We start from the raw sequence: 18,788 nt of genomic DNA on the forward strand, positions 1-18,788 counted from the left end.
CTGTCGAGCAGATGGGGGACACGTGACTACGAAAGATCAGAATTCGACCTCGAAGCCGATCGTGGCGGAGGACGTCGAAGACATCCTCGACGAGGTGGAAGCGGGCGGGCCCGCCGAGTCGAAGGAATCCGATTCCGAGGAGCAGGCGGCCGGATTCTTTCCGCCGGTACCGGATTCGATCGACCAGACCGTGGTGTATCCCGGCAATGGCGGACCGTTCCCGGGACCCCAGGGGCCGGACGGCCACAATCCCTTCGCGGCCGACGGCCACAATCCGTTCGCGCCGGGCGGGCCCGGACCGTACGGCCCGCCGGGATTCCCGCCCGCCGGCGGCTTTCCGCCGCCGGATGCCGGGCAGTTCGCCCCGCCGCCGAATCCCGGTGCGCCGGGCGGTTTTCCGCCGATCGGCGAAGTGCGTGAGCAGACGCCCTACGGTGAGGTCCGGCAGGAGATCGGCAGCGACGGCATGGTGCGCCGGGTGTTCCCCGAGCAGCAGCCGGGTGAACCGGGGGAGCCGGGCCACTTCGGCGGTCCCGGACAGCCGGGGCAGTTCGCGCCCTCCAACGATCAGCCGGGCGGGCCGATCTACAGCTGGTCGCCGCCCCCGGCCGCGCCGCCGCAGCAGCCGCAGCCGCAGGTCGGTTTCCAGCCGGGCTGGAATGCCCAGCAGCAGCAGGGGATTCCGCCGCAGCAGGGTTCGTTCGGGCAGCAGTACGGTCAGCAGCCGCCGCCGCCCGGACATTCGGTCAATGACCTCAATCTGTTGAAGCGGGCCCGGCGCGCGCCGGGCAGCGGCTGGCGGCGCGCCGTGCACAAGGCGTCCGGCGGTGTCATCAACCCGGGCGAGTCGGCCGCGGACGTGGTGTACCGGCAGTTGGTGGACCGGGTCAACCAGCCGGTGCGCGGGGATTACCGGATCGCCATCCTGTCGCTCAAGGGCGGCGTCGGAAAGACCACCACCACTGTCGGTTTGGGCTCCACCTTCGCGTCGCTGCGCGGTGACCGGGTGATCGCCATCGACGCCAACCCCGACCTCGGGACGCTCGCGCACCGGGTGCCGCGGCAGACCCGTTCCACGGTGCGAAACCTGCTGGAGGACGGGCACATCAGCCGGTACTCCGATGTGCGGGCGCACACCTCGCAGGCGCCGAGCCGACTGGAAGTGCTGGCCTCCGAACAGGATCCGGCCGTGTCGGAGGCGTTCTCCGAGGCGGACTACCGCAAGGCCATCGGCATCCTGCAGCAGTTCTACAACATCATCCTGACCGACTGCGGCACCGGTCTGATGCACTCGGCCATGTCCGGCGTGCTGGATATGGCGAGTTCGCTGGTGCTGGTCACCTCCCCGGCCATCGACGGCGCGCGCAGCGCCTCGGCCACCCTGGACTGGCTCGACCACCACGGCTACCACAAGCTGGTGGAGCGAACCGTGGTGGTGGTCAACGCCTCTCGCAAGGGCTCCTCGACGGTGGACCTGGACCAGCTGCGCAAGCTGTTCCTGGATCGCACCCGGGCCGTGCAGGTCGTCCCGTTCGACGACCACCTGGCCGAGGGCGCGGAGATCGACCTCGAACTGGTCGGCAAGCCCACCCGCCGGGCGCTGCTGGAACTGGCCGCCATGGTGGCCGACGACTTCGGCTATCAGGCTGCCGCGCAAGGCTTCCCGCCCCAGCAGGGCGGCTTCCCGCCGCAGGGTGGCTTCCCGCCGCCGCAGGGCGGTATGCCCCCGCACCAGGGCGGGATGCCTTCGCAGGGTGGCTTCCAGCCGGGCGGGTTCCCGCCACAGGGCTGAGCTCCGGCGGGATCCGACGAACGAAAAACCCCGCGGTTCAACGGAACCGCGGGGTTTCGTCTGTCCGGTGCCGTGTGGTGATTCAGCCCTGGACCAGGGGCGAGAGCGCGCGCCCGGCCAGTTCGACCGTGCCCGCCTCGTGCCCGTTGGTGACCAGATTGACGATGATGCCGTCGATGCCGTGATCGAGGACCCGCGACTGGATCTGCTCGGCCACTTCGTCCGGGGTGCCGACGAATTGGCGGTCGGCCGGGGAGTTGCGCAGCGCCTCGTTGGGCAGCGCGCCCAGGTCGGTGATGCCGATGCGGGCCAGCATCTCGGCCTGGGTCTTGCGGGCGCGATCGCCGTCCTCGTCGACGATGATGAAGGCCAGGAAGCTGGTCTCCAGGGTCTTCGGGTCGCGGCCCGCTTCGTCCAGGCGGGCGTGCAGGGCGTCCAGCTTGCGGGGCAGCTCGGAGGCATTGCAGATGATGTTGAGGTGGTCGGCGAACCTGGCCGCCAGCCCGAAGGTCTTCTTCTCGCCGCCGCCGCCCAGCAGGATCGGCAGGTCGTCGCGCACCCGCGGCTCGTTCATGGCGTTGTTGGTCCGGTACCACTTGCCGTCGAAGGTGGAGTGCTCGCCGCGCAGCATCGGCGTGATGATCTCCAGGGCCTCCTCGAGCTTCTCGAAGCGCTCGGTGAAGGTGCCGAAGTCGAAGCCGTAGGCCTGGTGTTCGAGCTCGAACCAGCCCGCGCCGATGCCGAGCACGGCCCGTCCCCGGCTCACCACGTCCAGGGTGGTGACGGTCTTGGCGGTGAGCGCCGGGTTGCGGTAAGTGTTGCCGGTCACCAAGGCGGACAACTGGATTCGCTCGGTCGAGGCCGCGAGACCGGACAGCGCGGTGTACGCCTCCAGCATCGGTTCCTCGGGCGCTCCGAGGAGCGGCAGCTGGTAGAAGTGGTCCATCACGAAGGCCGCGTCGAAGCCCGCCGCCTCGGCCTCGCGCGCCTGCGCCACCACCGCCGGGAAGAGGTCCCGGGGCGCGACCCCGTAGCTGAAGTTCGGCATCTGATACCCGAGTCGAATGCTCATGAGCGCCACGGTAGGACTTGGAGCGCACTCCAAGTCAACCGCTGACATTCCATCCGGTCGCCCGGCGCGGGGTCAGGTGGTGGCGTGCCGGGCGGCGGCCTGGAAGGCGGCGATCACCATGGCGACGGCGGGCCGCCGCTCGGCGTGCGGGCGGGTGGCCAGGTCGTAGACGCGGGCGGCGCGCACCCCGGCCAGGCGCAGCATCACCAGGTGCGGGTGGCGGACCGCGTAGCGGGGCATGAGGGCGACGCCGTACCCGGTGGCCACCAGCGCCTCGATCACGCTGAACTCGTTGAGGCGCTGCGCGATCCGCGGTTGCACGCCGGTCACGGTGGCGATGGAGCGCAGCACGTCGTCGACCGGGAAACCGGTGCGCACGCTGATCCAGGTCTCGTCGGCGAGTTCCGCGGGCACCACCGCGCCCTGCCGGGCCAGCCGGTGGTCGGGCGCGACCACCACGTCGATGGGCTCCCGCATCAGCACCCGCGACGCCACCCGCGGCCCGGTGAGCGACGGCGCGCGCTCGTCGCGGTGGGTCAGCACCACGTCGTAATCGGCCAGCAATCGCGGCACCTCGCTGGGCGGCACATCCTCGTCGCTGGCGACCACATCCACGCCGCCGCCCGCCAGTTCGGCCAGCACGTGCGGCAGCAGTAGCGCGGCCCCGGACGGGAAGAGCGCCACCCGGACCCGCCCGCGCGGCGATCCCCGGTACTCGGCCATCTCGGTGACCGCGCGTTCCATGGCCGCGAGCACCTCGTCCGCGCGCACGACCAGGGCCCGGCCGGCATCGGTGAGCCGCACCCGCCGGCCGTCCGGCTCGAGCAACGGCACCCCGGCCTCGCGGGCCAGCACCTTCAGTTGCTGTGAGACCGCGGACGGGGTCATGGACAGGGCTTCGGCGACCGCGGCAACTGTTCCGCGATCGGCCAGTTCCCGCAGCACCCGCAGCCGTTCGAGCGACAGCAGCGGCCCGTCGGAGCGGGGTGGTTCGGGGCTCGGCACAGTTAAGTTCTACTACATCGTGAGTGCAGAATTATTCGATTGTCCTTACTTATTAGCGCCAGCAATATTCTCGGCATGACCAATCGCGATCGACTGCTCGGACTCGCCGTCGTGGTGCTGTGGGGGCTGAACTTCCTCGCCATCCACGTCGGGCTGGAGCACTTCCCGCCGTTCTTCTTCGCGGGACTGCGGTTCGCCGTCATCGCGATTCCGGTGCTGCTGTTCGTGCCGCGGCCCCGCGTGGCGTGGAAGTGGTTGCTGCTCTACGGGATCGGGTTCGGGATCCTGCAGTTCGCCTTCCTGTTCACGGCCCTGCGGACGGGGATGCCGACCGGGCTGTCCTCGCTGGTGCTGCAGTCGTCCGCGCCGTTCACGGTGCTGCTGGGCGCGGTGTTCCTGAGGGAACGGCTGCGTGGGGTCCAGTTGGCGGGGATCGCGGTGGCCCTGGCGGGAATGGCGGTGATCGGCTGGGATCGGGCGCAGCACGCGGCCCTGCTGCCCCTGCTGCTGACGCTGCTGGGCGGGTTGGGCTGGGCCTTCGGCAATATCGGGTCGCGGCTGGCCGCGGCGTCGTCGGAGGACGTGAATCCGCTGCACCTCACGCTGTGGATGGCCGTGGTGCCGCCGATCCCCATGTTCGCGCTGTCCGCGCTCACCGAGGGGCCGGCCACCGGCTGGAACGACCTGATCGCGTCGTTCTCGGCGACCGGGTGGCCCGCGTTCGCGGCCCTGGCCTACATCGTGGCGCTGGGCACCATCGCGGGTTCGGGTCTGTGGACGTATCTGATGAGCCGCTATCCGGCGAGCACGGTGGCCCCGCTGTCGCTGGCCGTGCCGGTGGTGGGGATCGCCGCCTCGTGGGCCTTCCTGCACGAGGCGCCGTCGGTATTGTCGCTGGTCGGGGCGGTGATCGTGCTCGCCGGCGCGTTCACCGCGACCTCGGCGGGCCGCCGGGTCGCGGCGGTCGGGGTGGAAGCCGCCACGCCCGGGCCAATTCGACACGCCCAGCCGACACACCGCCAAATTCAGGACTCTGCGCTCGTCGAGGCCTAGCTGAGCAGTCCGGTTTGTTGTTGTTCAGCCGAATTCCGGACCTTCGGGATGAAAATTTCCACCCCAACCGACCATCTGTCTGCGACAGCTCCATAGGATGCTGACCAGGCGTGGGAGGTAACGGGTATGGCAGGACAGCGTTTGTCCGTCACGCGGCGATCAGTGCTGCGTGGAGCAATGGCGGCCGGGGCGATGGCGGGAGCGGTGGCGGCGGGGGCCGCCCGTCCCGGCGCCGCGCACGCGGCCGCCGGACGTCGGGTAGCCGTGCTGGGCGGCGGTGTCGCGGGTCTGACCGCGGCGCACGAACTGGCCGAACGCGGTTTCGAGGTGACCCTGTACGAGCGGCGGGCGCTGGGCGGCAAGGCGCGCAGCATTCCCGTCCCGGGCAGCGGCAAGGACGGGAAGCCGGAACTGTGGGGTGAGCACGGATTCCGTTTCTTCCCCGGCTTCTACCGTCATATTCCAGACACCATGCGGCGAATCCCGTTCGCGGGCAATGTCAATGGTGTATGGGACAACCTGGTCGCGGCGTCGGAGGCGCGCTTCTCGCGCAAGGGCACCGACGACACCATCATTCCGATGGGCAAGGCCGGGAAACCGTGGTCCACCCCCGACAACTTCCGCGAAACAGTCGGGTCCGCGATCACCACCTCCACCAATATGGGCACGGCCGACGCCCTCTACTTCGCCAACCGCCTGCTGGTCTTCAACACCAGCTGCGACGCGCGCCGCAATGGGCAGTGGGACAGCGTGGCGTGGCGGGACTACGTCGGTGCGGGCAAGCGTTCCAACGAATTCCGCATGCTGCTGTCCAGAACGCTCACCACCCTGCTGGTGGCCGCGAAGGACGACAAGGCCAGCACCCGCACCATCGGCAATATGGGCGAGCAGTTCCTGGGCAACCCGTTCGAGACCGGCAATGACGGCCCGCTCGACCGGCTGCTGAACGGCTCCACCAACGAGGCCTGGATCGACCCCTGGGTCAACCGGCTGCGCGAACTCGGCGTCACCTTCGTCAACGCCGAGATCCGTGGTCTGGAATTGGATGGGGCGCGCATTTCCGGTGCGCGGATGGTGGATTCGTCGGGAGCGGCCCAGACAATCGAGGCCGACCATTTCGTGAGCGCGCTGCCGGTCGAGGTGGCCCGCACCCTGTGGACGCCCGAGATCCTGTCGCTGCGACCGGAATTGGCGGGCATGAGCCAGCTCACGGTGGACTGGATGAGCGGTATCCAGTTCTTCCTGCGCCGCCGTACCGATATCGCGCGCGGCCACGTAGCCTACGTGGACTCGCCGTGGTCGCTCACCTCGATCGCACAGGGCCAGTTCTGGAATCGCACCCCGGTCACCGGTCTGGGTGACGGCACCGTGCAGGACTGCCTGTCGGTCGACATCTCCGACTGGAACACCCCGGGCATCCTCTACGGCAAACCGGCCAAGGAGTGCACGCACGAGGAGATCGCGCGCGAGACCTGGGCACAGCTGGACGCGCACCTCAACGACCGCGGCGAGCTGCTGCGCAAGGACGACCTGCACTCCTGGTTCCTCGACACCGGCATCGCGTGGGACGCGGCGCAGAAGCGCAACACCAATGCCGACCCGCTGCTGATCAATACCGCGGGTTCGCTGGCGCTGCGCCCGGATTCGCATTCCGACAGCCTCCAGAACCTGTATCTGGCGGGCGATTACGTACGCACCAACGTGGACCTCGCCACCATGGAGGGTGCTTCGGAATCGGCCCGTGCGGCGGTCAACAAGCTGCTCGACGTGACCGGTTCGGACGCGCCGCGCTGCAAGCTGTTCACGCTCTACCGCGCCCCCGAGCTGGAGCCGTTCCGGCAGCTGGACACGCAGCGGTACGCGGCCGGGCAGCCGAATCTGTTCGACGCCTAGGGGCATTCCTCACACCGGCGGAAAAGAGCTGGTGTGAGGGCCTCGGGCGGGCGTTGAATCGGAGATATGAGCGAGATCACGGACCCGGTCGAACTGCGTGAACTACTGGGGGAGGTTGCTCCGCGGCCGCGGAACAAGGACCGCTACACCCTGCACGAGCGGGACCGGGAGTGGATCGCGCGCTCGCCGTTCGTGGTGCTGGCCACCAGCGCCGCGGACGGCACCTGCGACGCCTCGCCGAAGGGCGATCCGGCCGGATTCGTGCGGGTGCTCGACGACAAGACCATCGCGATCCCGGAGCGGCCCGGCAACCGGCGCGCCGACGGCTACCTCAATATCCTGAGTAATCCGCAGGTGGGCGTGCTCTTCATGATTCCGGGCCGCAACGACACCCTGCGGATCAACGGCCGCGCCCGATTGCTCCGGGACGCACCGTATTTCGACGACATGATCGTCAAAGGCCATCGCCCGATCCTCGCCATCGAGATCGAGATCGAGCAGATCTTCTTCCACTGCGCCAAGGCGTTCATGCGCAGTGACCTCTGGCGGCCGGAGCGGTGGGCGGCCGACACGCTGCCGGGCACGGCGCGCCTGGTCAAGGATGTGCAGCCGGCCACACCCGAGACCGTCGAACAGCTCGAGGAGTACTACAGCGTCGAGAGCTACCAGCAGAAGCTCTACAACGGCTGATTGCGGCGCGTATCACGGCGCGGCCCCCCACACCGCGTGCGCGCCATTTCCCCGTTCCCCATAAACTCGCGGTCGTGGCAGACATCTCGATGCGCGGACAGCTGGCGCTGCGGGCGGCGACGGCGGCGTCGTGGGCCTCGCGGCGGGCCGGGCGGGGCAACGGCTCGATGATCGGCGGGTTGATCGCGCTGAAGATCGATCCCTCGCTCATGACGCAGCTCGGCCGGGGCAAGCGCACGGTGCTGGTGACCGGCACCAACGGCAAGTCCACCACCACCCGCATGACCACCGCCGCCCTGCAGTCGCTGGGCCGGGTCGCCACCCAGGCCGACGGCGCGAACATGGACGCCGGGATCGTGGCCGCGCTCACCGCGCACCGCACCGCCCCGCTGGCGGCCATCGAGGTGGACGAACTGCACCTGCCGCATGTCGCCGACGCCCTGAACCCGTCGGTGGTGGTGCTCCTGAACCTGTCCCGCGACCAGCTCGACCGGGTCGGCGAGATCAATATGATCGAGCGCCGCCTGCGTGAGGGCATGGCCCGGCATCCCGCGGCCGTCCTGGTCGCCAACTGTGACGACGTACTGGTCACCTCCATCGCCTACGACCACCCGAACGTGGTGTGGGTCTCGGCCGGCAGCGGCTGGGCCGTGGACGCCACCAGCTGCCCGCGCAGCGGCGAGCCCATCGTGTGGGAGGGCGAGCACTGGTACAGCACGGGCGCGGACTTCCAGCGCCCGGAGCCGCGGTGGCGGGTCGACGAGGCGGGCCTGCACGGCCCCGACGGCCTGGAACTGCCCCTCTCCCTTGCCCTTCCGGGCCGCGCCAACCGCGGAAATGCCGCTCAGGCGGTGGCCGCCGCGGTCGCACTGGGCGCGGATCCGGCCATGGCCGCCGCGGCCACCGGCACCGTGAAGGAGATCGCGGGCCGCTACCGCAGCGTCGACGTGGACGGCCGTAGCACCCGCATGCTGCTGGCCAAGAACCCGGCGGGCTGGCAGGAAGCGCTGTCCATGATCGACCCGGCCGCAACGGGTCTGGTGATCGCGGTCAACGGCCAGGTGCCCGACGGCGAGGACTTGTCCTGGCTGTGGGACGTGCGCTTCGAGCACTTCGAGGGCACCCAGGTGGTCGCCGCCGGCGAGCGCGCCACCGACCTCGCGGTGCGCCTCACCTACGCCGGCGTCGAGCACATCACGGTGGCGGATCCCTTGCACGCCATCGCCTCCTGCCCGCCCGGACGGGTCGAGGTGCTGGCCAACTACACCGCGTTCCGCGACCTGAACCGCGACCTCGAAGAGAAGACGGGCGGCCGCGCATGAGCGGTCAGGCCCGGAGGCGGCAGCGCAGTGTAACCACGGAGGGCCCCGCGAAGGCGCGAGAGGATAGAGCATGACACGAGAATCGACCGTCCGCATCGGCCTCGTGCTCCCGGACGTGATGGGCACCTACGGCGACGGCGGCAATGCCGTGGTGCTGCGCCAGCGGCTGCGGATGCGCGGCTACGACGCCGAGATCGTCGAGATCCCGCTCACCGAGCCGGTTCCCAACTCCCTGGACCTCTACACCCTCGGCGGCGCGGAGGACTCGGCCCAGCGGCTGGCCACCCGCCATCTGCAGCGCTATCCGGGCCTCCAGGAGGCCGCCGGACGGGGTGCGCCGGTGCTGGCCATCTGCGCGGCCATCCAGGTCCTGGGCCACTGGTACGAGACGTCGTCGGGCGAACGCGTCGACGGCGTGGGCCTGTTCGACGTCACCACCGCGCCCCAGGACAAGCGGGCCATCGGCGAGGTCGCGACCCAGCCGCTGGTGCCCGGCCTGTCCCAGCCGCTCACCGGCTTCGAGAACCATCGCGGCGGAACCAAACTCGGTGGCGACGCCAAACCGCTGGCCCGGGTCACCAAGGGCGTCGGCAACGGCGTCGGGGACGGGCTCGAGGGCGTCATCCAGGGTTCGGTGCTCGGCACCTACATGCACGGCCCCGCCCTGGCCCGCAATCCTGAGCTCGCCGACTATCTGCTCGGCCGCGCGCTGGGTGTGGATTCGCTTCCGCCGCTGGAGCTTCCGGAGGTCGATCAGCTCCGCCGGGAACGCCTCCGGGCCTGATGGCGGGCTGATTTCGGCGCCGCCCACGGGATCGGGGGCTTGTGCCGCGGCACACCCGTCTTGAATGTCCGGTTGGTGATCTCTCACGGAGGTGTTGAGGCGATGGCGACCGGCCGGTAATCTCGCGCGCGGTCACGCGTGATGAGGGAGGTGACCGGTTGCGTAGGCGCACCATGTTGAAGGCTGCCGGATTGGCGGCTCTGTTGGCGGGCGTCGGAACGGGTGCCGCTACGCGCGGCGCCGGATCCGCGTCGGCGAATCCGTTGTGGAACGCGCTGTTCGAGGCGTGGGTCCCGGAAATCTTTGCGCCACTGCCGGATCCGCCCGACCACACCGAGGCCATCGTGATCGGCTCCGGTTTCGGCGCCGCGGTGACCGCGCTGCGACTGGCCGAGGCCGGTATCCAGAACACCGTGCTGGAGCGCGGTTCCCGCTGGCCCAACGACCCGTGGCGGGAGATCTTCACCGGCGACGAGCTGCCCGACGGTCGCGGCTTCTGGCATCGCACCAGCTTCACCGGCATCACCAAGGTCCCGGTGCCGTGCGCGGACTTCGGCGGCGTCCTGGACGTCACCGAGTACCCCGGCATCGATGTGTGGCGCGCCTCCGCGGTGGGCGGCGGGTCGATCGTCTTCTCCGGCGCCATGGTCGCGCCGCCGAAGCACCTGTTCGACCACGTCTTCGGCGGCGTCGTGAACTTCGACGAACTGGACTCGGTGTACTACCCCCGGGTCCGGCAGATGCTGCGGCTGTCCCCGATGCCCCAGGACGTCTACGACTCCGCGCCGTTCGCGCACTCGCGGGTGTGGGACCAGCAGGTGCGGGCCGCGGGGTACACGCCGGAGGCCAACGACTCGATCTTCAACTGGGACGTGGTGCGCGCCGAGCTGGCGGGCAACAGCCGCGCCTCGGCCACCGCGGCGCACAGCAATCTCGGCAACTCCAACGGCGCGAAGTTCGATCTCAACCAGAACTACCTGCGCTACGCCGAGGGCACCGGCCGCACCGGCATCTTCCCGGGCCACCGGGTCGACACCATCGGCCAGGACGCCAACGGCAAATACGTTGTCACCGTGAGCAAGCTGGCCCCGACCGGTCAGGTGCTGCGCACCCGCACCCTCACCTGCGACAAGCTGTTCCTGGGCGCGGGCTCGGTCGGCACCTCCGAACTGCTGGTGCGGGCCCAGGCCACCGGCACGCTGCGCAACCTCAACGAGCATGTCGGCGACGGCTGGGGCACCAACGGCGATGTGGTGCTGGCCCGCAGCTTCAGCTACCCGTCCATGAACGGCGGCGGCGTCCCCAGCGCCAGCCGCATCTTCGACGACGCGGGCATGCCGCTGCACCTCGAGAACTGGTACGTGCCGGGCATTCCCATCGACACCGGCGCCATCGCCTCGCTCGGCATCGTGCTGGACCCGACCCGCGCCCGCTTCGGCTACGACCGCGGCCGCAATGCCGTGGGACTGGCCTGGCCGCACGAGGCGCAGGGTCGGATCGTGGACGCCTGCCGCGCGGTGGATCACAAGGTGGGACAGGCCAGCGGCGCGATGGTGGACTACACCGCCATCGGATTCGACGCGCAGGGCTTCTTCACCGCGCACCCGCTGGGCGGCGCGGTGCTCGGGCGGGCGACCGACGGCTACGGGCGGGTGGTAGGCCATCCCGGTCTGTACGTCATGGACGGCGCGGCCATCCCGGGCAGCACCGCCACGGTGAACCCGTCACTCACCATCACCGCGATCGCCGAACGCAATATCGAGGCGATCATCCGCGCCGGAAGGTAGCCGGGCGGAAGGCTTTTCGCCGTTGTCCACAGTTCCCCAGGGGGCTGTGGACAAACTTGCGGCGCGGAATGCTGCGATAGGGAAAGACCGGTCGGCGGGAAATCTGCTGTGCGGAACACCGCCTCACCGGGGGTTTGCGCCGACTACGCTGGCGGCGACCGTTCGAGGAGGAAGGGGACGTCGTGACCGAGCTCGGCGCACCGGAGGCCGATGAGTTTCCGCACAAGCCCCCGGCCCTGTGGAGCGACTTCCTCATGCTCGCCCTCGCGGTGGTGTCCGTCGCGCTGGTCGCCTGGATAACCTTCTTCCCGGTGTCCGACCACACCTACCGGTTGATCCGGATCGCGGACTACAGCATCTGCGCGGTCTTCCTGGCCGAATTCCTGTGGCGCTGGCGGCGGGAGGGCTGGAGCTGGACGTTCCCGTTCATCTACTGGTACGAGGTCCTCGGCATGATTCCGGTGACCTCCCCGTTCTTCCGCGGGTTCCGGCTGCTGCGGATCGTGGTGATCGTGGTGCGGCTGGGCCGGGTGGCCGACCGCGCCTTCGGCGACCGGATCACCGCGGCCGTGGTGAACCGGTCGATCGGGGCCATCGTCGAGGCCATCGAACGCCCGCTCACCATCCGGGTGCTCGACGAGGTCGGCGAGGTGATGCGCGCCGGCCACTACACCCGCAATATCGCGAACGCGCTGGAGGAGAACCGCTCCGAGATCGATCAGATGATCGTCGAGGTGATCCGGAGCGATCCGCAGCTGGGCAAGGTGCGCTACATCCCGTTCCACGAGGAGATGATCCGCGGTATCGCGGACGCCAGTTTCCGGGTCATCTTCCAGGTGCTGGCCGATCCGCGCACCGACGAACTGGTCGCGGACGCCCTGCGCGAGAACATCAATCAGCTCCGCGACGCCGTACACGCGGGCACCCGGGTGCCGGAGTCGATCAACCACCGGATCGCCCCGGGCGCCGGATCGCCCGTATGACCGCTCAGATCGTCCCGTGCCGGATGAGATCGCGCGGCTGGGCGTAGCGCACCACCTCGAACACGATCAGCGCCAGCAGCACCGCGCACAGGATGCCCAGCGCGGCCAGCGCGGGCAGCGCCGAGGCGAGCGGGATGAGCGCCAGCAGGACCCCGGCGGTCACCAGTCGCGGCACCAGCACCTTGCCGGTCGCGTAGTGCCGGAAACCGGCCAGCGCCAGCAGATATGTCGCCACGCCGCCGTACAGCGCGAACAGCGGGATCCCGTGCAGCTGGTCGCTGAGCGAATGCCCTTGGGCCCCACCCACGTAGTTGAGCACCTTCTTCAAACCCAGTGCCATGGCCACGATTCCGGCGATCATCGGGAAGTGCCAGAAGGTGTAGCAGTTGCGGGCGATCTGCACGCGGCGCGCGCCCTGGGCGTGATGCATAGCGCGCTCCACCACCAGCGCGGCCACGTCGAAATAGGCCCACCACAGCAGCCCGGCCACGCCGAGCCCCAGCATCGAGCCGACCGCGATGGGCCACGAGATCGGCAGTCCGGCCACGCCGACGCCGATGGACACGATGGATTCGCCCAGCGCGATGATGACGATCAGGCCGTACCGCTCGGCGAAGTGCGAGGCGGAGTACAGCCGCCATTCGTTGCCCGCGAAGAACGTCCAGCCCATGTCGCACACCAGAGCGGCCAGCCACAGCCCCAGCTGGGCGGCGCCGGTGGTGAGGGCGCCCGCGACGAGCAGTACGGCGGGCACGCTGAGTGAGCCTGCCGCCCAGCGGATCACCTGCCGTCGCAATTGGGCGTCGTGCGTACTCGCCATCCAGAACACGGTCAGGTGGATGAGCCGCACGGCCAGATACGCGATGACGAAGACCAGCGGCCCGTACCAGCCACCCGGCAGATCGTGGAAGGACTCGGGAATGGTGAGCGCGATGATGAACGCCCCGCCCATGGCCACGAACATGGCCACCCGGGCGATGCCCTCGTCGGCCTTGATCACGTTGCCGAGCCAGGAGTAGCCGATCCACGCCCACCACAGCATGGCAAGGATCAGCACGGCGCGCAGCAGATTCACGGCGGTGGTGTCGTGCGCGGCGAAGTCGGTGACCATGGTGAAGGCGAAGACGATCACCAGGTCGAAGAACAGTTCCAGCTGGGTCACCGAGGCGTCCTCGGCGACCGGGGTCATGCGGGTGCGAACCGAACCGGGCATGGCAGACATACTGCCGGTTCGCGCGGGCGAACGGCAGTGTCAGTCGCCAGTGTTCGCCGTCGGCATCAAGCGGGTTCCCGCCACCGGCCTTACGCGGTGCCGAAGCCGGGCTCGAAGCCGCGGCCGTAGTCCAGGCGCTGCGCGTAGCCGGGCTGCGGGTAACCGGGCTGGGCGTAGCCGCCCTGCTCGTAACCCTCGGCGTAGGACGCGGGTTCGGCGGCCTCGGCCGGGGCGGCCTCGACCTCGCCGAGGCCCTGCAGGCCGGTCACGGATTCGACGAAGGCGATGAAGTTGCTGATCAGCGCCTCGCCCTCGCGGCGCGCGCTGCGCTTGAGGACCATGCCGGGCACCGGGATCGGCAGGTAGAGCTCGGAGTGGTACCAGACTTCGGTTGCACCGTCCTCGATTTCGGCGAGGTCGAACCAGCTGGTGCCGCCGGCGCCGGCGCTGGACTCGGTGACCCGCCATTCGACGCGGGTCTCGGTGCAGCTGAACTCGACGACCTGCCGGTCCGGCCGGCCCATCAGGTTGGCCGAGACGTAGACCCGCTTCGGGCGGCCGAATTGGTCGCGGCTGGCGACCCGGACGTCCTGGTGCGAGGGCGACCAGTCGGGCATCTGCTCGACCATGAGCAACGCGTCCATCACCTGGTCGGGATCGAGGTCGATCACGAACCGGTGGTCAGTTTTCGTGCGCATATCTACCCTCCACTCGGGGACCGATTGTGACCAGGGTCGCTGCCAGAGTCAACTGCGCATCCCACTACTTCTGACCGACTGGTCGGTCTGATTGGTCGCAATGTCCCAGCTCGGCGTAGAAATCCGCCACGGCTGTAGATAAACCGGAAATCTTGGGAAAAGCCGGTATTCGGACGGCGTGAAGTGACGGCGGTCACATGGCCGGGATGACTCGTTCCACCGCCGTCTCGATCAGCCGCGCGGCCTCCGCGTCGTCGAAGATCTCGGGCAACGTGAGCCTTTCGACGATGAGCCAGTTCAGGGCCAGGTACAGCAGCAATACGGAGTCGGCATCGCCGGGCAGCCCGGAGTCCAGATGGTTGCGGACATTGAACTCGATGTCGGCGCGCACCCGTTCGGTGAGGATGGCCTGTAGCTCCGGCCGGCGGGTGGCCTCGAGGCGCAGTTCGAGCAGGGCTAGGTAGCCGGTGCGGAACCCGCTGATCCGTGCGACGGTCTCGGCCATCAGTTCGGCGATGGTCTCGCGGGTGCGTGGCCCGGTGAACAAATGGTCCATCGTCTCGGTGCTGGGTTGTAGCCGTTCATAGAAGCGGTGGCCCGCCTGTACGAACAGTTCGTCCCGATTCGGGAAGTAGTTGGAGGCGGTGCCCGCCGGGACGCCGGCCTCCTTGTCGACCGCGCGGAACGTTAGCCCGCGGGCTCCGTCGCGGGCCAGGACCTCGATGGCCGCGTCGATCAGGGCATTGCGTCGTTCCGGATTCGTCCGAACCATTGACACCACTCCATCTGTAGTACTACGTTCGTAACCACTACGGACACAGTACTACGAATGAGGCGGTACAACATGCGAAATCTCGTCTACTACGTGGCGGTCTCCCTGGACGGTTACATCGCGGGTCCGGAAGGTCAGGTCGACTTCTATCCGGTGGCCGACGACATGGCGGCCTGGTTCAACGAGCGGTACCCCGAGGCTGTCCCGACGCACATCCGCCCGCACGCGGGCCTTCCCGTCGATACGCCCAATAATGAATGGGACACCGTGCTCATGGGCCGTGGCACCTACGAGCCCGCGCTCGCCGTGGGCATCGCCAGCCCGTACGACCACCTGAAGCAGTACGTCTTCTCCACGACCCTCGCCCCCGTGGACAACCCGCAGGTGGAAGTGGTGGCCGGAGATCCGGTCGAGCTGGTGCGCCGATTGAAGAAGGAAGCGGGTAAGGACATCTGGCTCTGTGGCGGCGCGAACCTGGCCGGGCAGCTGGCCGGCGAGGTCGACCGGATGATCATCAAGAGTTACCCGGTGATCGCGGGCGCGGGCCTGCCGCTCTTCTCCGGCGGATTCCGGCCCGCTCGATTCACCGTTACCCAGCGCCGCGAATTCAGTAACGGGGCCCAGGTGACCTGGTTGGACCGGGTGCGGCCGGAATAGCTGGCCGATGGCCGAAAGTGGCCGACGAGAGGTGGGGCGAAATCTCGTGGACCTGGGCCGGTAGTCTTGACCCTCGGTAGCAGCAGTTTGTCGATCTTGGAGGATTTCCGCCGTGGCTCTCGTCGTCCAGAAATACGGAGGATCCTCGGTCGCCACCGCCGAGCGCATCCGGAGGGTCGCCGAGCGGATCGTCGAGACCAAGAAGCTCGGCCACGATGTGGTCGTGGTGTGCTCGGCCATGGGCGACACCACCGACGAACTCCTGGATCTGGCCCAGCAGGTCGCGCCCGCCGCGCCCGCGCGCGAGATGGACATGCTCCTCACTTCCGGTGAGCGCATCTCCAACGCGTTGGTGGCCATGGCCATCCACTCCCTCGGCGCCGAGGCCCGGTCCTTCACCGGCTCCCAGGCCGGTGTCATCACCACCGGCACGCACGGCAACGCCAAGATCATCGATGTGGCCCCGGGCCGAGTGCAGCAGGCGCTCGGTGAGGGCACCATCGTGCTGGTCGCGGGTTTCCAGGGCGTGTCCCAGGACAGCAAGGACGTGACCACGCTGGGTCGCGGTGGTTCCGACACCACCGCGGTCGCGCTGGCCGCCGCGCTCAATGCCGACGTGTGCGAGATCTACACCGATGTGGACGGCGTCTTCTCCGCCGACCCGCGCATCGTCACCGACGCCCAGAAGCTGGACTCCGTCTCCTATGAGGAGATGCTGGAGATGGCGGCCTGCGGCTCGAAAGTTCTGATGCTGCGTTGCGTCGAGTACGCGCGCCGCTACAACGTGCCCGTCCATGTGCGGTCCTCGTACACGGACAAGACGGGCACCATGATTACCGGATCGATGGAGGACATCCCCTTGGAGCAAGCAATCCTCACGGGCGTCGCGCACGACCGCAGCGAGGCCAAGGTGACCGTGGTCGGCATTCCGGACGAGCCGGGCTACGCCGCCAAGGTGTTCCGCGCGGTCGCCGATGCCGAGATCAATATCGACATGGTGCTGCAGAACATCTCCAAGGTGGAGACGGGTAAGACCGACATCACCTTCACCCTGCCCAAGCTGGAGGGCCCGCGCGCCGTCGAGCTGCTCACCAAGCGGCAGGGCGAGATCGGCTTCTCCCAGGTCGTGTACGACGATCACATCGGCAAGGTGTCGCTGGTCGGCGCGGGCATGAAGTCGCACCCGGGCGTGACCGCCACCTTCTGCGAGTCGCTCGCGGACGCGGGCATCAATATCGACCTGATCTCCACCTCGGAGATCCGGATCTCGGTGCTGGTCAAGGACACCGACCTGGACGAAGCCGTGAAGGTGCTGCACTCGGCGTTCGATCTGGGCGGCGACGAGGTCGCCGTGGTGCACGGCGGAACGGGACGCTGACTTGATCGGGTCAGGCGCGGAGGCGGAAGCGCAGCGTAACCACGCAGCGCTCCCGATCAAGTCGAAAGGATACTGAGCGATGGGTGTGCGTGTAGGCGTCGTCGGCGCGACCGGTCAGGTCGGCGCGGTCATGCGAAAGCTGCTGGAGGAGCGCAACTTCCCGGCCGACGAGGTGCGGTTCTTCGCGTCCTCGCGCTCGGCGGGCAAGACGCTGCCGTTCCGCGGCAAGGACATCGTGGTCGAGGACACCGAGACCGCGGACCCGACCGGACTGGACATCGCGCTGTTCTCGGCCGGCGCCACCATGTCCCGGGTGCAGGCGCCGCGCTTCGCGGCCGCCGGTGTCACCGTCATCGACAACTCCTCGGCCTGGCGCAAGGATCCCGAGGTGCCGCTGGTGGTCTCCGAGGTGAACCCGGAGGCGACCCGCAACCTGGTCAAGGGCATCATCGCCAACCCGAACTGCACCACCATGGCCGCCATGCCGGTGCTCAAGGTGCTGCACGACGAGGCCGGTCTGCAGCGGCTGATCGTGTCCAGCTACCAGGCGGTCTCGGGTTCCGGCCTGGCCGGTGTGGAGGAGCTGGCCTCGCAGGTGCGCGCGGTGATCGGCGACGCCGAGAAGCTGGTGCACGACGGGTCGGCCGTGGACTTCCCGGCGCCGAACAAGTACGTGGCCCCCATCGCCTTCGATGTGATTCCGCTCGCGGGCTCACTGGTGGACGATGGCAGCGGTGAGACCGACGAGGATCAGAAGCTGCGCAACGAGTCCCGCAAGATCCTGGGTCTGCCGGACCTGCTGGTGAGCGGCACCTGCGTGCGCGTGCCGGTGTTCACCGGGCACTCGCTGTCGATCAATGCCGAGTTCGCCCGGCCGCTCTCGGTCGAGCGTGCTGAGGAATTGCTGGCCAAGGCGCCCGGCGTGCGGCTGACCGATGTGCCGACGCCGCTGGCCGCCGCCGGCCAGGACGAGTCGCTGGTGGGTCGTATCCGCCAGGATCCGGGTGCTCCGGACGGTCGCGGTCTGGCGCTGTTCATCTCGGGCGACAATCTGCGTAAGGGCGCCGCGCTGAACACCATTCAGATCGCGGAAGTTCTTTTGAACAACTGATCAGTTTCTATGATCGGAACTAACCGTTACGGACCGTGCACGCAAAGTGCGCGGTCCGTTTTCGGATATGGTCAATCGGCCCAGAGTTCCGCGCACGGTAGTGGCGCGAGTCGATCGATCGGCATGCCGTCGATGATGACTTCAATGCGATGCGGTCGCAAATGTGCTGCGAGGCGTTCCGCAATTGCTCGCTCGGCGCGGTAATCCAAGATCATTCCGCCGGGAAACCGCAGGCGCACATGGACTTCGTCGGTTTTGGGGGCGGCCGTCATCGTGTGGGCGCCCGGTGGGTGACTGGTTGACCTTTCGCCGCGCGAGAGTTCCGGTTACCCTCGCGTTCGAGGCGAGCGGTGATCGATTGCACCGTCGCCCCGTCGGCAGCGGAGGAACACTTGGTGGCCGCTAGGGCGCACGCCGCGAACCACATTGCCGCGCCGCCGATTCCGGCTCCGAGTAGGAAGAAGAGAAGTTCGCCGGGCATGACCACCTCTTGTCGTCCGTTTGGTTCGACGGGTCCTCTTCAAACGTTAAACACAGAAAAATTGCGGTGCAATAAGAAAAATCCATGTTCCATACTG

At 68.4% G+C, this 18,788-nt stretch carries 17 protein-coding genes; 11 read left to right on the forward strand and 6 right to left on the reverse strand.

Features of this window, described 5'->3' with window-relative positions:
- Window positions 1–22: 22 nt before the first annotated feature.
- On the forward strand, window positions 23–1,792 hold the full coding sequence (locus ACFRAQ_RS24945; RefSeq protein ID WP_379103509.1) for a MinD/ParA family protein: 1,770 nt from the start codon (window positions 23–25) through the stop codon (window positions 1,790–1,792).
- A gap of 82 nt (window positions 1,793–1,874) precedes the next feature.
- On the opposite strand, the gene ACFRAQ_RS24950 is transcribed toward ACFRAQ_RS24945, so the two are convergent.
- Together ACFRAQ_RS24950 and ACFRAQ_RS24955 are read right to left on the reverse strand one after the other, a co-directional pair.
- Window positions 1,875–2,864: an LLM class F420-dependent oxidoreductase gene (locus ACFRAQ_RS24950; RefSeq protein ID WP_379103512.1), complete on the reverse strand. Its 990-nt coding sequence runs from the start codon at window positions 2,862–2,864 to the stop codon at window positions 1,875–1,877.
- 72 nt (window positions 2,865–2,936) lie between these two features.
- The gene (locus ACFRAQ_RS24955) at window positions 2,937–3,830 is read right to left on the reverse strand and encodes a LysR family transcriptional regulator (RefSeq protein WP_379103786.1); all 894 of its coding nucleotides are present in this window, start codon (window positions 3,828–3,830) and stop codon (window positions 2,937–2,939) included.
- A gap of 114 nt (window positions 3,831–3,944) precedes the next feature.
- Between ACFRAQ_RS24955 and ACFRAQ_RS24960 the strand changes: the two genes are divergently transcribed.
- The 7 genes from ACFRAQ_RS24960 to ACFRAQ_RS24990 all read left to right on the forward strand — a co-directional run bounded on the left by ACFRAQ_RS24960 (window position 3,945) and on the right by ACFRAQ_RS24990 (window position 12,381).
- Complete coding sequence (locus tag ACFRAQ_RS24960) at window positions 3,945–4,922, forward strand: EamA family transporter (protein WP_379103514.1); 978 nt, start codon at window positions 3,945–3,947, stop codon at window positions 4,920–4,922.
- 126 nt (window positions 4,923–5,048) lie between these two features.
- Window positions 5,049–6,815 carry an FAD-dependent oxidoreductase gene (locus ACFRAQ_RS24965; protein ID WP_379103516.1) on the forward strand — a complete coding sequence of 589 codons (1,767 nt, stop codon included), beginning with the start codon at window positions 5,049–5,051 and terminating at the stop codon, window positions 6,813–6,815.
- Between the two features lie 66 nt (window positions 6,816–6,881).
- Window positions 6,882–7,505 (forward strand): pyridoxamine 5'-phosphate oxidase family protein, encoded by a 624-nt coding sequence (locus ACFRAQ_RS24970; RefSeq protein ID WP_379103518.1) that lies wholly within the window; start codon window positions 6,882–6,884, stop codon window positions 7,503–7,505.
- Window positions 7,506–7,594: 89 nt separating this feature from the next.
- On the forward strand, window positions 7,595–8,827 hold the full coding sequence (locus tag ACFRAQ_RS24975; RefSeq protein ID WP_379103788.1) for a MurT ligase domain-containing protein: 1,233 nt from the start codon (window positions 7,595–7,597) through the stop codon (window positions 8,825–8,827).
- Window positions 8,828–8,897: 70 nt separating this feature from the next.
- Complete coding sequence (locus tag ACFRAQ_RS24980) at window positions 8,898–9,611, forward strand: glutamine amidotransferase (RefSeq protein ID WP_357275433.1); 714 nt, start codon at window positions 8,898–8,900, stop codon at window positions 9,609–9,611.
- A gap of 158 nt (window positions 9,612–9,769) precedes the next feature.
- Entirely contained in the window at window positions 9,770–11,398 is a 1,629-nt protein-coding gene (locus ACFRAQ_RS24985; RefSeq protein ID WP_379103520.1) for a GMC oxidoreductase, read from the forward strand.
- A 182-nt stretch (window positions 11,399–11,580) separates the two neighbouring features.
- Window positions 11,581–12,381, forward strand: a complete 801-nt coding sequence (locus tag ACFRAQ_RS24990) for an ion transporter (RefSeq protein WP_379103522.1) — start codon at window positions 11,581–11,583, stop codon at window positions 12,379–12,381.
- Window positions 12,382–12,385: 4 nt separating this feature from the next.
- On the opposite strand, the gene ACFRAQ_RS24995 is transcribed toward ACFRAQ_RS24990, so the two are convergent.
- The 3 genes from ACFRAQ_RS24995 to ACFRAQ_RS25005 form a co-directional block, all read right to left on the reverse strand.
- Window positions 12,386–13,594 carry a low temperature requirement protein A gene (locus tag ACFRAQ_RS24995; RefSeq protein WP_379103524.1) on the reverse strand — a complete coding sequence of 403 codons (1,209 nt, stop codon included), beginning with the start codon at window positions 13,592–13,594 and terminating at the stop codon, window positions 12,386–12,388.
- 89 nt (window positions 13,595–13,683) lie between these two features.
- Window positions 13,684–14,292 carry an SRPBCC family protein gene (locus ACFRAQ_RS25000; RefSeq protein ID WP_379103526.1) on the reverse strand — a complete coding sequence of 203 codons (609 nt, stop codon included), beginning with the start codon at window positions 14,290–14,292 and terminating at the stop codon, window positions 13,684–13,686.
- Between the two features lie 193 nt (window positions 14,293–14,485).
- Window positions 14,486–15,064, reverse strand: coding sequence for a TetR/AcrR family transcriptional regulator (locus tag ACFRAQ_RS25005; protein WP_379103528.1), 579 nt, complete (start codon window positions 15,062–15,064; stop codon window positions 14,486–14,488).
- Window positions 15,065–15,136: 72 nt separating this feature from the next.
- Here ACFRAQ_RS25005 and ACFRAQ_RS25010 point away from each other — a divergent pair, with 72 nt between their 5' ends.
- The 3 genes from ACFRAQ_RS25010 (at window position 15,137) to ACFRAQ_RS25020 (ending at window position 18,210) form a co-directional block, all read left to right on the forward strand.
- The gene (locus tag ACFRAQ_RS25010) at window positions 15,137–15,721 is read left to right on the forward strand and encodes a dihydrofolate reductase family protein (RefSeq protein ID WP_379103791.1); all 585 of its coding nucleotides are present in this window, start codon (window positions 15,137–15,139) and stop codon (window positions 15,719–15,721) included.
- A gap of 112 nt (window positions 15,722–15,833) precedes the next feature.
- Window positions 15,834–17,099: an aspartate kinase gene (locus tag ACFRAQ_RS25015; RefSeq protein WP_357275449.1), complete on the forward strand. Its 1,266-nt coding sequence runs from the start codon at window positions 15,834–15,836 to the stop codon at window positions 17,097–17,099.
- 79 nt (window positions 17,100–17,178) lie between these two features.
- The gene (locus ACFRAQ_RS25020; protein ID WP_379103531.1) at window positions 17,179–18,210 is read left to right on the forward strand and encodes an aspartate-semialdehyde dehydrogenase; all 1,032 of its coding nucleotides are present in this window, start codon (window positions 17,179–17,181) and stop codon (window positions 18,208–18,210) included.
- Between the two features lie 71 nt (window positions 18,211–18,281).
- On the opposite strand, the gene ACFRAQ_RS25025 is transcribed toward ACFRAQ_RS25020, so the two are convergent.
- Entirely contained in the window at window positions 18,282–18,482 is a 201-nt protein-coding gene (locus tag ACFRAQ_RS25025) for a hypothetical protein (protein WP_379103533.1), read from the reverse strand.
- Window positions 18,483–18,788 lie beyond the last annotated feature (306 nt).

It is taken from the genome of Nocardia sp. NPDC056611, assembly GCF_042792755.1.
Lineage (GTDB): Bacteria > Actinomycetota > Actinomycetes > Mycobacteriales > Mycobacteriaceae > Nocardia.